This window comes from Streptomyces sp. NPDC002619 (assembly GCF_042889305.1).
Classification (GTDB): domain Bacteria; phylum Actinomycetota; class Actinomycetes; order Streptomycetales; family Streptomycetaceae; genus Streptomyces.
Genome location: NZ_JBIAQV010000007.1, coordinates 214,471 through 227,916 on the forward strand (window position 1 = coordinate 214,471; position 13,446 = coordinate 227,916).

Genomic DNA, 13,446 nt, shown 5'->3' on the forward strand with positions numbered 1-13,446 from the left:
GGGGGTGTTGGGGGGGGGGCGGGGGGGGGGGGGGGGGGGGGGGCGCCCCCCCCCCCCCCCCCCGGGGGGGGGGGGGCCCCCCCGCCCCCCCCCCCCCCCCGTCCGGGTTCCGGCGATCTGAAGGCGCTGGCCTAGCTGTTGATCGCGCCCGGAAGCGGTGTGTGCAACATGTTCCAGGAGGCGGCGCAGGTCAGTGTGGCCGGGGTCGGGTCGCCGAGAAGCATGTTCTCGTCGCAGAGGATTTCCCAGACCTGCCCCGTGGTGGTGACGACGTCGATGGTGATGGGGTCGCTCTGGGCGTGCTGGTTGACGGACACGCCGCAGGGGACGCCGGCGTCGCCGCCCGAGGGGTAGTTCGTCCGGCCGCTGAGGTCGGTCCACCTCAACGTGTGGTCCACGTTGGTCCGGGTGTCACGGATTCCCGCGTACGTGATCCCGCCGGTCAACGCTCCTCGGAGCTCGAAGTTGGACGAGTCCTGTGCCGCGTCGATGTCGGAACACGGCCCGGTCGTTCCAGTCGCGCCGGTGGGCCCGGTGGGCCCGGTGGGACCGGTGGAGCCGTTTTCGCCGTTGGAGCCGGTGGGACCGGTGGGACCAGTGGAGCCGTTTTCGCCGTTGGAGCCGGTGGGCCCGGTGGGACCAGTGGCGCCGGAGCCGGTGGGACCGGTAGGCCCGGTCGGGCCCGTCTTGCCTCTCGGGCCGGTCGGGCCGGTCGGGCCCGTGCAGCCGCGCTCGCCGCCGCCGCCGAGCGAGGCCGAACGGTGGTCCTTCTTGCAGTTGTCGCCGCCCTGGACGTATCCATGACTTGACATGCTCTGCGCGGCCGCCGCGGTGGGGCCGACCAGGCCCACTGCCATGACCACCGCGAACGAGGCCAGCGTACCGGCCTTCCTGAAGCCGTCTCGCGCCAGCGGTCCCAGCAGCCGGGACGTCCTGTTCTCAGGACTCATGCATGTGCTCCTTGTGTGTATCGGGTCGGGTGATGGCCGATGCCATGGGCGAGATTGGCTCAGCTACACCGCCCAGATCTATGCAACTCGCAAGGAAACATGCAAACAAACACAAAGTGGACTATTAAGCACATTTGTTTCTTGCGGCCCGTGCCTTGCCGCGCTGCGCGCAGGATGCCCGCGTGCCGGTGGCGGACGTACGTCCGCGTCGCCGCGACCGCCGTGCAGTGCATGGCGACGGAGGGCGCGGCGAGCCGCACGATCAGGGCGGTGGAGCACCTGCCGGTCCGGGGCGCCGGTCGGCACTATCCCGCGGACGGGCCGGTCCAGCCGGCCGGTACGTGGCCCAGCCGTACACGTTGCGGATGGTCGCCGACCGGAACGGACACCAACTTCTCCCCGGTCGCGAAGTCGATCGCCGTGACCTGGTCGGCGCCGCTCTCGGAGACGATGCAGTCCTTGCCGTCGCCGCTGATCGTCGCCCAGTACGGCTTGGACGCGCCGACGAGCGGGCCCTCCTGCAGCGTGGCGCGGTCGACGACCGTGGCGTAGTCGTCCATGGTGCCCGCGACGCACAGCTTGGTGCCGTCCGGGTTCATCGAAATGCCGTGGTGGCGCGAGTCGTTGACCCAGGTGGTGCGGTCCTCGCTGGTCGCCGGGTTCTTCGGCAGCGTCTTCACCCGGGTGATCCGGTCGGTGGCGATGTCGTACTCCAGGAACCCGTTGAAGAACGAGACCTGGAAGTACAGCTTCGACTCGTCGGGGGAGAAGACCGCGGGGCGCACCGCGTCCGAGAAGTCCTTGAGCCCGATGGCGTCCAGTCGGGCCCGCATGTCGATGACCTTGACCTGCTTGTACGTCGTCGCGTCCACGACCGTGATGTGCCGGTCGCCCTTGGTCCAGTCCCAGAACGGGTCGTCGAGGTCGGTGTTGACGTCCCCGATGGCCATGTTCCAGATGTACTTGCCGTCCTTGGTGAAGATGTTCTCGTGCGGCTTGTCGCCGGTGCCGAACGAGCCCAGTTGTGCGCCCGTGTTGATGTCCAGCACATGCACGGTGTTCGACGTCGAGGCGGAGACCGCGACCCGGGTGCCGTCGGGGGAGACGGCCATGTGGTCGGCACGGTAACCGGACACCGGGAAGCGCCAGTTGACCCGGCCCGTGGCCAGATCGAGGGAGACGACGTCGGCGAAGCTCGGCCGGGAGACCACGACCGAATTTCCGTCCGGCGTGGCGTACATGTCGTCCACGAACTGGTCGTGGCCTTCGCCGACGGAGTTGCGGATGGCCATGAAGTAGATCCACTTGATCGGGTCGGCGTTGATCTCGGCCATCCGCTGGTCCTTGTCCGGGATGACGTTGATCCGGCCGACCTTCGCGAAGTCGCCGGAGGACTTGATGACGTCCGCGGTGCCGTCCCAGTTGTTGCCCACGAACAGCACCTCGCGCAGGGAGGCGTCGGACGCGGCGGTGGCGGCGGTCGCGGGGGCGGTGACAGTCAGGACGAGGGCGGCGGCTACGGAGCAAAGGTGCCTGGTTCTGAAGGCAGGCATGACTGCTCTCTCCTCTGGGTGGGGTGTGGACGGAGCACGTGCCCGGGCAGGCCGTTGAATCTGAACACGCGTGCATTCAGAGTTAACTTACTGAAAAGTAAGGAGGGGGCGGCTTCTCCACAAGACTGCGTACACGACAAAATTGGCGCTCTGTCGGGCGAGTTGGAGACGGGAGGGGCCGTGACGGGCAGGCTCAGGGCGCCGACCGGCCGCTATGCGGGCAAGTCCGCGAAGGAGCGGCAGGCCGAACGGCGGCGGCGTTTTCTGGACGCGGCGCTCCAACTCTTCGGCGACACCCCGGGCTTCCGCACGACGACCGTGGCCGCGCTCAGTGAGGCGGCCGGGCTCTCCACCCGACAGTTCTACGAGGAGTTCCGCACCCTGGAGGACGTCCTCGCCGCCCTGCACCTCCAGGTCAACGACTGGGCCGAGCAGGCCGTGACGGCCGCCCTGCCCGACGCGGAGGACCTGCCGCTCGCCGAGCGAGCCGCGGTGATCTTCCGCACGTACGCCGCGAACGTCACGGCGGATCCGCGCCGCATCCGCATCACCTTCGTCGAGATCATCGGCGTCAGTCCCCGCCTGGAGGAACAGCGCCTCGCCCGCCGCTCCCGCTGGGTCGACCTGATCTGCGCCGAGGCGCGGGCGGCGGTCGAGCGGGGAGAGGCGGCGCCGCGCGACTACCGCCTCGCCGCGACGGCCTTTATCGGCAGCGTCAACGGCCTGCTCCACGACTGGAACGCGGGCTGGGTGGACGCGACGCTGGACGAGGTGGTCGAGGAACTGGTGCGGCAGTTACTGGCGATCCTGCGGCCCGCCGAGTGGTCGCCGGGGGGTTGAGGGCGTGCGTCGGGCCGGGTGCTGTACGGAACGTGGCCCGCTCGTCGACGCGAGTGCCTCAGCGCGGTCGTACGTGCCGCGTCCGGAGCGCGTGGGTGGCGGGAGTGCGCGTGTGGGGGCGTACCGCCCGTAGCACGGACCGAAGCAGCGCGGCGGACGCCAGCCGGCCTGTCGTGGAGGGGTGTCGAGGCCGGGTCCGGTGTCCTTGTCCCAGTGCCGCGCGGGCCGAGAAGGTCCAGGTCAGCCGGGAAGTGACCTGGACCCTCGCGACTCTCTTCGCTACTCGTCCCATGCCTGGATCATGATCTGTTCGGCGATCTTCCCGTCGCGCAAGGTGATCATCGACTCGGCCAGGACACGGACGCCGTCCCCGTACGCGCAGGACTCGCTGAAGGCGGCGCGGTCGCCCTGCACGATGCACTGCTCCAGCTTGTGCGTCATGTCGCGGCTGTAGACGTCGTCCAGCATCGCCGCTATCTCGGGTCGGCCGTGCAGGATCCTGGGGTGGCTCGGCTGGGTGTTGCGGTCGATGATGCGGATCTCCGCGTCGTCCGTGTAGAGCGACAGAAGGGTGTTCCCGGTGTTCCCTTCTATGCCTCGGCGCAGGGTCTCGATGTCGAAGGCGGAGCCTGTCGCGGTGCCCATGGTGACCTCCTTCAGGGGTCGCGCGACCCGGTGAGGAGCGGGCCGTCAGAGGCCCCCTTGATACGAGACTCCTCCGCCCCGGCGCCCTCGGCAAACGCAGCTCAGGGCTCCGCCCGACGGGTGAGCACAGCCGTGCGACCGTGTCCGCACGGGCCCCGGCGCCGTTGCTGAGGACATGATCTCAACACGACGTATCGTCGCCGCCGTCGGTCTCGCCGCGGGTGTCACGGGCCTCGCCGCACCGTTGGCGAGCGCGGCCCCGGCGGGCGCACAGGAGAGCGGGAAGATCAGCCCGATCGCCACGCTCGACTCGCTCGCCGTCAGCGACATTCCCGCGGAGCACAGGGACGAGATCCCGGGGATCTCCGAGCAGTTGCAGGGTCTTGGTCGTCTCAACGAACTCAACCAGCTGCACCAGGTGACCGACCTGGCCGCACCCGTGACCCAGCTGCTGCCCGCCGTCGAGTACTGAGCGCCGCGCGCCGCACCGAGCGAGGGCCGTCCGGAAACGGGCGGCCCTTCGTCGTGCCTCTCGGGTTCCGGTCCTGGCGTCAGCCGGCCGTCGCCAGGAACTGCGTCGCCGCCAGTTCCGCGTACAGCGGGTCGGCGTCCACCAGTTCGCGGTGCGTGCCCACCGCGCGCACCCGGCCCGCGTCCATGACCACGATCCGATCGGCCATCGTCACCGTGGAGAGCCGGTGCGCGACCACGAGGACCGTCGTCGTCCGCGCGACGTCCGCGACCGTGTCCCGCAGGGCCGCCTCGTTCACCGCGTCCAGCTGGGACGTCGCCTCGTCCAGGAGCAGCAGCCGGGGGCGGCGCAGCAGGGCGCGGGCGATCGCGACACGCTGGCGCTCACCGCCCGACAGCTTGGTCCCGCGATGCCCGACCAGCGTGTCCAGACCCAACGGCAGCCGGGCCACCAGCCCGTCGAGGCGGGTCGTCGCCACCACCCGCGTCACCGCGTCCTCGTCCGCCTCCGGGTTGCCCAGCAGCAGGTTGTCCCGCAGCGAGCCCGACAGGACCGGCGCGTCCTGCTCCACGTAGCCGATCGCGGAACGCAGCCGGGGCAGCTCCCAGTCGGCCAGCGGACGGCCGTCGAGCGTGATGGCGCCGGAGTCGGGGTCGTAGAACCGCTCGATGAGGGAGAACACCGTCGTCTTGCCCGCCCCGGACGGGCCGACGAACGCCGTCATGCCCCGGGCCGGGATGTCGAAGCTGACCCCGTGGTGGACGTACGGCAGGTCGCCGTCGTACCGGAAGCGGACGTCCGTGAAGGCGAGCGACGCCGGCTCGGCGCCCGCAGAGGGCAACGGGGCGGGCTCGGACGACGGTTCGGCGGGCAGCCGCAGCGCCTCCTGGATCCGGGCCAGCGCCCCGGCACCCGTCTGGTACTGCGTGACGGCGCCGACGACCTGCTGGATCGGCGACATCAGATAGAAGACGTACAGTAGGAACGCCACCAGCGTGCCGACGTCGATCGCGCCGGTCGCGACCCGCGCGCCGCCCACGGCGAGGACGGTGATGAAGGCGATCTGCATCGCGAGTCCGGCCGTGTTGCCCGCGGCCGCCGACCACTTGGCGGCGCTCACGCTCTGCCGCCAGGACTCCTCGGCGGCCTCGTGCAGTGTGCGCTCCTCCCGGTGCTCGGCCCCGGACGCCTTCACCGTGCGCAGCGCGCCGAGGATCCGCTCCAGCGACGCGCCCATCACGCCGACCGCGTTCTGCGCGCGTCTGCTGGCCCGGTTGATCCGCGGCACGATCGCACCGAGCACCGTGCCCGCACCGGCGATCACCGCCAGAGTGACCCCGAGCAGCACGGGGTCGACCACGCCCATCAGCACCACCGTGGCGATCAGGGTGAGCCCGCCGGTGCCGAGGGCCACCAGCGAGTCGGTGGTGACCTCGCGCAGCAGCGTGGTGTCCGAGGTGATCCGGGCCATCAGGTCGCCCGGCTCGCTGCGGTCCACGGCGGTGATCTTCAGGCGCAGCAGATACGACGACAGGGCGCGCCGGGCACCGAGCACCACTGACTCGGCGGTGCGGCGCAGCACGTACGAACCCAGCGCGCCGAGCGCCGCGTTGGCGACGACCAGGCCCGCCATGGCGAGCAAGGGCCGGGTGATGGACCGGTCGTGCGCCAGATCGCCGATGAGGCCCCGCGCCACCAGTGGCAGCAGCAGCCCCGTCGCACCGGTGACCAGGGACAGCACGGCGCCCCACAGCAGGGCCCAGCGGTGTGGCCGTATGTACCCGAGGAGCAGCCGCCACACGGGCGGTCCGGTCCTGTCCGTCGCCGCGTCGCTCACGGTGCTCCTCGTCCGTCCGGTAGGATACCCCTGAGGGTATATGGAGGAGTGGTCGTGGAGCTGCAGTTCGAGAATGATGATCTCAGGTCCGTGCTGAACCGGCTGCGCCGGGCACAGGGGCAGATCTCCGGTGTGATCAAGATGATCGAGGAGGGCCGGGACTGCGAGGACGTCGTCACCCAGCTCGCCGCGGCCTCCCGCGCCCTGGACCGGGCCGGATTCGCGATCATCGCGACCGGACTGCAGCAGTGTCTGACCGACGCCGACAGGACGGCCTCGGACGGCGAGACCAAGGAAGAGTTGAAGGCCCGCCTGGAGAAATTGTTCCTGTCGCTGGCGTAGTGGTTTCTGTCGCCGGCCCGGCGGCCCGAAAGATCCACGACCTTCGTCGCGCTCCGTGCCGTGACCGATCGTTCCCGCGTACTGTCTGAGGGCAGGCACAACGAGGAAGGGGCCAGGCATGGCGCAGGAAGTACGCGGCGTGATCGCACCGGGGAAGGACCAGCCCGTACGGGTCGAGACGATCGTGGTACCGGACCCGGGGCCGGGCGAGGCCGTCGTACGCGTCCAGGCCTGCGGCGTCTGCCACACCGACCTGCACTACAAGCAGGGCGGCATCACCGACGAGTTCCCCTTCCTCCTCGGCCACGAGGCCGCCGGGATCGTGGAGTCCGTCGGCGAGGGCGTCACCGACGTTGCGCCCGGTGACTTCGTGATCCTCAACTGGCGTGCGGTGTGCGGAAACTGCCGCGCCTGTCTGCGCGGTCGGCCGTGGTACTGCTTCAACACGCACAACGCGAAGCAGAAGATGACCCTGACTGGGGGCACCTCCCGGACGAAGTCTGGGGGAGGCACGGAACTCTCCCCGGCCCTCGGCATCGGCGCCTTCGCCGAGAAGACACTGGTCCACGCCGGACAGTGCACCAAAGTCGACCCGGCCGCATCGCCGGCCGTCGCCGGCCTCCTCGGCTGCGGTGTGATGGCCGGCATCGGCGCCGCGATCAACACCGGCAACGTCGGCCGCGGTGACTCCGTCGCCGTCATCGGCTGCGGCGGTGTCGGCGACGCGGCCATCGCAGGGTCGAACCTCGCCGGCGCCGCGAAGATCATCGCCATCGATATCGACGACCGGAAGCTCGAGACCGCCCGCAAGATGGGCGCCACCCACACGGTCAACTCCAGCGAGACCGACCCCGTCGAAGCCGTCCGCGAACTGACCGGCGGCTTCGGCGCCGACGTCGTCATCGAGGCGGTCGGCCGCCCGGAGACGTACAAGCAGGCCTTCTACGCCCGCGACCTCGCCGGCACGGTCGTCCTCGTCGGCGTCCCCACCCCCGAGATGAAGCTCGAACTCCCGCTCCTCGACGTCTTCGGCCGCGGCGGCGCCCTCAAGTCGTCCTGGTACGGCGACTGCCTGCCCTCCCGTGACTTCCCCATGCTGATCGACCTGTATCTCCAAGGACGCCTGGACCTTGGGGCGTTCGTCACCGAGACCATCCAACTGGACGAGGTGGAGAAGGCGTTCGAGCGGATGCACCAGGGCGACGTGCTGCGCTCGGTGGTGGTGCTGTGATGACCGCCCGCATCGAACGCCTCGTCACCTCCGGCCAGTTCACCCTCGACGGCGGCACCTGGGACGTCGAGAACAATGTGTGGATCGTCGGGGACGACCATGAGGTGATCGTCATCGACGCCGCCCACGACGCCGACGCCATCGCCGAGGCCGTGGGCGACCGTCGCCTCACCGCGATCGTGTGCACCCACGCGCACAGCGACCACATCGACGCGGCGCCCGCCCTGGCCGACCGCACCGGCGCCACGATCTGGCTGCACCCCGACGATCTGCCGCTGTGGAAGCTCACCCACCCCGATCGCGACCCCGACGCGCATCTCGCCGACGGCCAGGTCATCGAGGCACCCGGCCTCGACCTCACAGTCCTGCACACCCCCGGCCACGCGCCCGGCGCGGTCTGCCTGTACGACCCGGGTCTCGCCACCGTCTTCACCGGCGACACCCTCTTCAAGGGTGGCCCCGGCGCCACCGGACGCACCTACTCCCACTTCCCGACGATCATCGCCTCGATCCGCGACCGTCTGCTCACCCTCCCGCCCGAGACGCAGGTCCTCACCGGCCACGGCGACTCCACCACGATCGGCGCCGAGGCCCCGCACCTCGAGGAATGGATCGCCCGCGGCCACTGAGCCGGAAAACGGCAGGCGGGCGTGCGGCCCCGAACCGTACGCTCACCTGCCATGACCGCCGACACACTCGTGACCCTGCGGGACGTACGCGTCCTGCGCTGCGCCCTCGCCGGCCCACTCCTCGACAGCGAGAGCACGGCCCTCGAACTGATAGGCGACGCCATCGGCCGGGATGCGCAGCTGGTCGCGGTGCCCGTGGAACGGATCGCGGACGAGTTCTTCCGGCTGCGGTCGGGTGTCGCGGGTGCAGTCGTCCAGAAGTTCGCCAACTACCGGCTGCGCCTCGCGGTACTGGGGGACATCTCCGCCCACGTCTCGGCAAGCGAGGCACTGCGGGACTTCGTGTACGAGGCGAACCGCGGCGACCAGCTGTGGTTCCTCGCCGACTCCGACGCGCTCGAGGAGCGACTCGGCCGGTAAAGGTGACAGGAGGTGTCCGGCTTTCCCGCCACCCTGGAGCACGACAGCAGTCGTACGGGAACGGGAGGCCGGACATGTCGGGTCCGCTGGAGAACAAGGTCGCACTGGTCGCCGGGGCGACGCGCGGCGCCGGGCGCGGGATCGCGGTGGAACTCGGCGCGGCCGGTGCCACGGTCTACGTCACCGGACGCACCACCCGGACCCACCGCTCGGAGTACGACCGCCCCGAGACCATCGAGGACACGGCCGACCTCGTCACGGCGGCCGGCGGCCACGGCATCGCCGTACCCACCGACCACCTCGACCCGGCCGCCGTACGCACCCTCGTGGACCGCATCGCGGACGAACAGGGCTGCCTGGACGTCCTGGTCAACGACATCTGGGGCGGCGAGTACCTCTTCGCCTGGGACACCCCGGTCTGGGAACATGATCTCGACAACGGCCTCAGACTGCTGCGGCTCGCGGTCGAGACGCACGCGATCACCAGCCACCACGCCCTGCCCCTGCTGCTGCGCCGGTCCGGCGGACTGGTCGTCGAAGTCACCGACGGCACCGCCGAGTACAACCGCGACACGTACCGGGTGAACTTCTTCTACGACCTCGCCAAGGCCTCCGTCCTGCGCATGGCCTTCGCCCTCGGCCACGAACTCGGCCCGCGCGGCGTCACCGCCGTCGCCCTCACCCCTGGCTGGCTGCGCTCGGAGATCATGCTCGACAACTACGGGGTACGGGAGGACAACTGGCGCGATGCCCTCGACCGGTCGCCGCACTTCGCGATCTCGGAGACCCCGCGCTACGTCGGCCGCGCCGTTGCCGCCCTCGCCGCCGACCCCGACGTGGCCCGCTTCAACGGCGAGTCCCTCTCGAGCGGCGGGCTCGCCCAGGTGTACGGCTACACGGACCTGGACGGGAGCCGTCCCGACGCCTGGCGCTACCTCGTCGAGGTGCAGGACGCGGGCCGACCGGCGGACGTGACGGGCTACCGGTGACTCACGCCGACGGCAGCGGCCAGCGCGCCGAGTGTCCGGGAGGCACTGCCAGATCCTCGCGTACGGCCGCGCAGTAGCCCTCGCGGCCGGCGCGCTGACGCTCCAACAAGGTCTGCAAGACCGGCGGATCGCGCCGCTCGTCCCGCAGGAACCGCTCCATCTCCATCACCACCACGACCCACTCCCGCGCCTTCTCCACCACCTCGGGACTGCCGAGCAGGATCAGCGCCTCCCCGGACGGATCCCGGGCGACAGTGGCGTCGGCCGGCAGGGGCTTCGCCTCCCGCGGCGACAGGGATGCGGATGCGGGTCGTTGCCGAAGGGGGCGGCAACCCCGACCGGGCCCGATCCCCGCGTACGACCGCCGGATACGAACCGAGCGCGCCGATCACGACGCCGATGAGCGCGGGAAGTTGCTGTATGAACGCAGACGTGTTCGCACGGTGTCTGTCGTGTTGATCGTTTCGGCTCTACGGTCGCTCCCATGACCGAACTCAGGCGCTTCGAAGGACATGGGGTACTCGTCACCGGCGGGGCACGCGGCATCGGTGCGGCCGTCGCCCGGCGGCTGGCCGGGGAGGGCGGGCGGGTCCTGGTGACCGACCGGGACCTGCCCGAGGCGGAGGAGACCGCGGCCGGTCTGCGTGAACAGGGGCTGGTGGCACGGGCGTTCGCGTGCGACGTGGCCGACCGGGCCTCGGTGGAGGCGGCCGTCGCGTACGCGGTCGACTGCTTCGGCTCGCTCGACGTGCTCGTCAACAGCGCGGCCCACTGCACCCCGGACATGCCCCTCTTCGAGGACGAGCCGGACGAGACCTGGGCCCGCGACTTCGACGTCACCCTCACCGGCGCCCTCCGCTGCTGCCGCGCCGCTCTCCCGCACCTCGCCGCCTCCGGCCGCGGCGCCGTCGTCTCCATCGGCTCGGTCAACGGCCTGCAGGACTTCGGCAACCACGCCTACAGCGCCGCCAAGGCCGGGCTCGGCTCCCTCACCCGCACCCTCGCCGGGCACGCGGCCGCCCGAGGGGTCCGGGTGAACCTGGTGGTGCCGGGCACCGTCCGCACCTCGGCCTGGGCGGGCCGCGACGCCGAACTGGACGCCGTCCGCGTCCTCTACCCCCTCGGCCGGGTCGGCGAACCCGAGGACATCGCCGCCGCCGTCGCCTTCCTCGCCTCCCGGGACGCCGCCTGGATCACCGGCACCACCCTGTGCGTCGACGGCGGGCTGACGGCCGTCAACACCGGCTTCCGATCGGCCCTGCGTGCGGAGACCTGAGACGTCGTACGGCCGCCGCGAGCACGTCGAGCACCCGCCGCCTGTCCGCCTCGGTGGTACGCCACTTGCTGAACCGGGAATTTCACCGTTTGGTCACAGTTCGGCTGCCCCTACAACCGACGGCCGCGCCCGACTGTCTAGGTCTCCGAATCGCAGGAATCGCGCGAGCGAAAGCAGGAGAAGGGCCTCTCATGGGGGACATACGCAGACGGGGCGTCGTCGCGCTCGGCGTCACGGGGCTGGTCGCGCCGCTCACGCTGGCGCTCGGCGCGGCACCGGCCCAGGCCGCGAGCTGCACCACGCAGACCGGGCCGTACCAGAAGCAGGTGGAGAAGTTCCTCGGCCGGCCGGTGGACGGGAAGCAGTCCGCCGCCGACTGCAAGGCCATCCAGGCCTTCCAGAACAAGCACGGCATCACGCCGAACATCGGCTACGCAGGGCCCGTCACCTGGGGCGTGATGGACCTGATGAACAAGCAGAAGGCCGTCGGGCAGACGCCCAACAAGGACGGCAAGTGCCCCGTGAACAAGGGCCGGATCGCGTGCGTGAACCTCACGCTCCAGCTGAGCTGGATCCAGGACGGCAGGAAGCTCGTGTACGGCCCGGTGCCGGTGCGCACCGGACGCAACGGGTACGAGACCCGCACCGGCCTGAAGAAGATCTACTGGCGGGACATCGACCACGTCTCGAGCCTCTACAACGTGCCGATGCCCTACAGCCAGTTCTTCGACGGCGGCCAGGCCTTCCACTCGGTCGGCCTCAGCATGTGGAACCCGCCGGGCTCGCACGGCTGCGTCAACATGACCACGAAGGACGCCAAGGCGTACTGGTCCCTCCTGAAGAAGGGCGACGACGTCTACGTGTACGGCCGCAAGCCGGGCACCTGAGTCCTGCGGGGCCCCCGGCCCGACGGCCGCGCGGAGACGTCACGCGTCCGGGGCGTCCCCGAAGTCCGGAATCTGCAGCCGCACTCCGCCCTGCCGCGCCGAGTCGTGCGCGACGATGCCCGGCAGGGTGTAGCGGGCCGCGACCCAGGCGTTCACGGACGGCAGCGACCGCGCGTTCACGGCGGTCACGAAGTCGTCCACCAGGAAGTGGTGGCTGCCTTCGTGCCCGTTGTGGAGGTGGTCGAACTCCCGCGGCAGCCGAGCACGGTCGTGCACCGGCGCGGAACCGGAGGTGAACGCGGCCCGCAGCTCGGGCGCGATGTGCTTCAGCGACGGGTCGTCCGGCGCCATGGTGGGCTTCGGCTCGAGCAGTTCGCTGATGTCCTTCACCCCGTTCTTGTCCTGCCACAGGGCTACCGTGGCGAGCTGCTCCATGCTCGCCTCCGTGCCGAAGAACCGGAAACGGGACTCCCGGATGTGCGAGGGGTAGCCGACGCGCCGGAACTCGTTGGTGCGGAACGATCCACCGCCCGCCACTTCGAACAGGGCGGTCGCGTTGGAGACGTCGTTGTCGAACTGGCTGACCGAACGGTCGAAAACGCCGTCCTGGCGCTCGTCGGTCACACCGATCGCCGACACGCTCACGGCGTGTGTCTGCCATGCCCCGAGCACTCCGCCCACCGAGTGCGTCGGGTACAGCAGCGGGGGATAGCTGGCGGTCGCCTTCCAGTTGTCGCCGCCGCTGTACTGGTAGGCGTCGTAGAAGCCGAGGTCCATGTCGTGGACGTAGTCGCCCTCGGCGTAGAAGAGCCGGCCGAAGGCGCCCTCGGCGATCTGGTTGCGGGCGTGGACCGTGGCCGGGTTGTACTGGCTGGTCTCGCCCATCATGTAGGTGAGCCCGGTCGTCCTGACCGCGTCGATGATTGCCGCGATCTCGTCCGTGGTGATCGCCATGGGCACGGCGGAGTACACGTGCTTGCCCGCATTCAGGCCCTGGAGCACCAGCGGTCCGTGGGTCCAGCGCTGGGTGAAGATCGCGACCGCGTCGACCGCCTTCGACTCCAGCATCGCCTCGTACGACGGGAAGGTGCCGGCGAGGCCCTGGGCGGCGGAGAGCCGCTCGGCGCGTTCGGGCAGGAGGTCGGTGACGTACACGTCGCCGACGCCGGGGTGGGCCTGGAACAGCGTGGCGAACTGGCCGGAGAACTGTCCGGCTCCGACGATGCCGAGGGAAAACGGGGAGAGCGTCATGCGGTTTACTTTTGCTGCGGAAGAATCATTCCGTCAAGGGTGCATCGTGCGCTGACGGATCGTGCGCTTGACCCCGATGGGCTGACCTGGTTACTTCTTCCTCAAAAGGAATTGAAAGGTCGGT

The 13,446-nt window shown here is 70.2% G+C and carries 14 protein-coding genes and 1 pseudogene; 9 read left to right on the forward strand and 6 right to left on the reverse strand.

Going from position 1 to position 13,446, the window contains the following annotated elements; genetic code table 11:
- Positions 1-131: 131 nt before the first annotated feature.
- Both ACFYXB_RS15330 and ACFYXB_RS15335 read right to left on the reverse strand, forming a co-directional pair.
- Positions 132-950: a hypothetical protein gene (locus ACFYXB_RS15330; protein ID WP_389581969.1), complete on the reverse strand. Its 819-nt coding sequence runs from the start codon at positions 948-950 to the stop codon at positions 132-134.
- Between the two features lie 305 nt (positions 951-1,255).
- Entirely contained in the window at positions 1,256-2,503 is a 1,248-nt protein-coding gene (locus tag ACFYXB_RS15335; RefSeq protein WP_389581972.1) for a YncE family protein, read from the reverse strand.
- A gap of 180 nt (positions 2,504-2,683) precedes the next feature.
- Between ACFYXB_RS15335 and ACFYXB_RS15340 the strand changes: the two genes are divergently transcribed.
- The gene (locus ACFYXB_RS15340) at positions 2,684-3,343 is read left to right on the forward strand and encodes a TetR/AcrR family transcriptional regulator (protein ID WP_389581974.1); all 660 of its coding nucleotides are present in this window, start codon (positions 2,684-2,686) and stop codon (positions 3,341-3,343) included.
- A 279-nt stretch (positions 3,344-3,622) separates the two neighbouring features.
- Here the strand turns inward: ACFYXB_RS15340 and ACFYXB_RS15345 are convergent, their stop codons facing one another.
- Positions 3,623-3,988 (reverse strand): nuclear transport factor 2 family protein, encoded by a 366-nt coding sequence (locus tag ACFYXB_RS15345; RefSeq protein ID WP_389581977.1) that lies wholly within the window; start codon positions 3,986-3,988, stop codon positions 3,623-3,625.
- A gap of 175 nt (positions 3,989-4,163) precedes the next feature.
- Here ACFYXB_RS15345 and ACFYXB_RS15350 point away from each other — a divergent pair, with 175 nt between their 5' ends.
- Positions 4,164-4,460 carry a hypothetical protein gene (locus ACFYXB_RS15350; RefSeq protein WP_389581979.1) on the forward strand — a complete coding sequence of 99 codons (297 nt, stop codon included), beginning with the start codon at positions 4,164-4,166 and terminating at the stop codon, positions 4,458-4,460.
- A 79-nt stretch (positions 4,461-4,539) separates the two neighbouring features.
- Here the strand turns inward: ACFYXB_RS15350 and ACFYXB_RS15355 are convergent, their stop codons facing one another.
- Positions 4,540-6,297, reverse strand: coding sequence for an ABC transporter ATP-binding protein (locus ACFYXB_RS15355; protein ID WP_389581981.1), 1,758 nt, complete (start codon positions 6,295-6,297; stop codon positions 4,540-4,542).
- A gap of 54 nt (positions 6,298-6,351) precedes the next feature.
- On the opposite strand from ACFYXB_RS15355, the gene ACFYXB_RS15360 reads away from it, so the two are divergent.
- The 5 genes from ACFYXB_RS15360 (at position 6,352) to ACFYXB_RS15380 (ending at position 9,908) form a co-directional block, all read left to right on the forward strand.
- A complete protein-coding gene (locus tag ACFYXB_RS15360) occupies positions 6,352-6,639 on the forward strand; it encodes a metal-sensitive transcriptional regulator (protein WP_389581984.1) in 288 nt (95 codons plus the stop codon).
- 118 nt (positions 6,640-6,757) lie between these two features.
- Positions 6,758-7,870 carry an S-(hydroxymethyl)mycothiol dehydrogenase gene (locus tag ACFYXB_RS15365; RefSeq protein ID WP_351348104.1) on the forward strand — a complete coding sequence of 371 codons (1,113 nt, stop codon included), beginning with the start codon at positions 6,758-6,760 and terminating at the stop codon, positions 7,868-7,870.
- Complete coding sequence (locus tag ACFYXB_RS15370; protein WP_389581987.1) at positions 7,870-8,499, forward strand: MBL fold metallo-hydrolase; 630 nt, start codon at positions 7,870-7,872, stop codon at positions 8,497-8,499. Before ACFYXB_RS15365 ends, ACFYXB_RS15370 begins: the two co-directional genes overlap by 1 nt.
- A gap of 51 nt (positions 8,500-8,550) precedes the next feature.
- Positions 8,551-8,919: a DUF4180 domain-containing protein gene (locus ACFYXB_RS15375; RefSeq protein ID WP_389581989.1), complete on the forward strand. Its 369-nt coding sequence runs from the start codon at positions 8,551-8,553 to the stop codon at positions 8,917-8,919.
- A 74-nt stretch (positions 8,920-8,993) separates the two neighbouring features.
- Positions 8,994-9,908, forward strand: a complete 915-nt coding sequence (locus ACFYXB_RS15380) for an SDR family oxidoreductase (protein ID WP_389581992.1) — start codon at positions 8,994-8,996, stop codon at positions 9,906-9,908.
- 1 nt (position 9,909) lies between these two features.
- On the opposite strand, the pseudogene ACFYXB_RS15385 reads toward ACFYXB_RS15380, so the two are convergent.
- Positions 9,910-10,330 (reverse strand): annotated as a pseudogene (locus tag ACFYXB_RS15385) (hypothetical protein).
- Positions 10,331-10,392: 62 nt separating this feature from the next.
- Here ACFYXB_RS15385 and ACFYXB_RS15390 point away from each other — a divergent pair.
- Together ACFYXB_RS15390 and ACFYXB_RS15395 are read left to right on the forward strand one after the other, a co-directional pair.
- Positions 10,393-11,184 carry an SDR family NAD(P)-dependent oxidoreductase gene (locus ACFYXB_RS15390; protein ID WP_389581994.1) on the forward strand — a complete coding sequence of 264 codons (792 nt, stop codon included), beginning with the start codon at positions 10,393-10,395 and terminating at the stop codon, positions 11,182-11,184.
- A gap of 191 nt (positions 11,185-11,375) precedes the next feature.
- Positions 11,376-12,071 (forward strand): L,D-transpeptidase, encoded by a 696-nt coding sequence (locus ACFYXB_RS15395; RefSeq protein WP_351348094.1) that lies wholly within the window; start codon positions 11,376-11,378, stop codon positions 12,069-12,071.
- Positions 12,072-12,110: 39 nt separating this feature from the next.
- On the opposite strand, the gene ACFYXB_RS15400 is transcribed toward ACFYXB_RS15395, so the two are convergent.
- Positions 12,111-13,322, reverse strand: coding sequence for a Gfo/Idh/MocA family protein (locus tag ACFYXB_RS15400; protein WP_389581998.1), 1,212 nt, complete (start codon positions 13,320-13,322; stop codon positions 12,111-12,113).
- Between the last annotated feature and the right edge of the window lie 124 nt (positions 13,323-13,446).

Excerpts from the sequence above, each read along its gene's own strand:
- ACFYXB_RS15400 (WP_389581998.1), bottom strand. The coding sequence starts at position 13,322 with ATGACGCTCTCCCCGTTTTCCCTCGGCATCGTCGGAGCCGGACAGTTC.
- ACFYXB_RS15395 (WP_351348094.1), top strand. The coding sequence starts at position 11,376 with ATGGGGGACATACGCAGACGGGGCGTCGTCGCGCTCGGCGTCACGGGG.
- ACFYXB_RS15335 (WP_389581972.1), bottom strand. The coding sequence starts at position 2,503 with ATGCCTGCCTTCAGAACCAGGCACCTTTGCTCCGTAGCCGCCGCCCTC.
- ACFYXB_RS15345 (WP_389581977.1), bottom strand. The coding sequence starts at position 3,988 with ATGGGCACCGCGACAGGCTCCGCCTTCGACATCGAGACCCTGCGCCGA.
- ACFYXB_RS15350 (WP_389581979.1), top strand. The coding sequence starts at position 4,164 with ATGATCTCAACACGACGTATCGTCGCCGCCGTCGGTCTCGCCGCGGGT.
- ACFYXB_RS15330 (WP_389581969.1), bottom strand. The coding sequence starts at position 950 with ATGAGTCCTGAGAACAGGACGTCCCGGCTGCTGGGACCGCTGGCGCGA.
- ACFYXB_RS15380 (WP_389581992.1), top strand. The coding sequence starts at position 8,994 with ATGTCGGGTCCGCTGGAGAACAAGGTCGCACTGGTCGCCGGGGCGACG.
- ACFYXB_RS15390 (WP_389581994.1), top strand. The coding sequence starts at position 10,393 with ATGACCGAACTCAGGCGCTTCGAAGGACATGGGGTACTCGTCACCGGC.
- ACFYXB_RS15365 (WP_351348104.1), top strand. The coding sequence starts at position 6,758 with ATGGCGCAGGAAGTACGCGGCGTGATCGCACCGGGGAAGGACCAGCCC.
- ACFYXB_RS15375 (WP_389581989.1), top strand. The coding sequence starts at position 8,551 with ATGACCGCCGACACACTCGTGACCCTGCGGGACGTACGCGTCCTGCGC.
- ACFYXB_RS15370 (WP_389581987.1), top strand. The coding sequence starts at position 7,870 with ATGACCGCCCGCATCGAACGCCTCGTCACCTCCGGCCAGTTCACCCTC.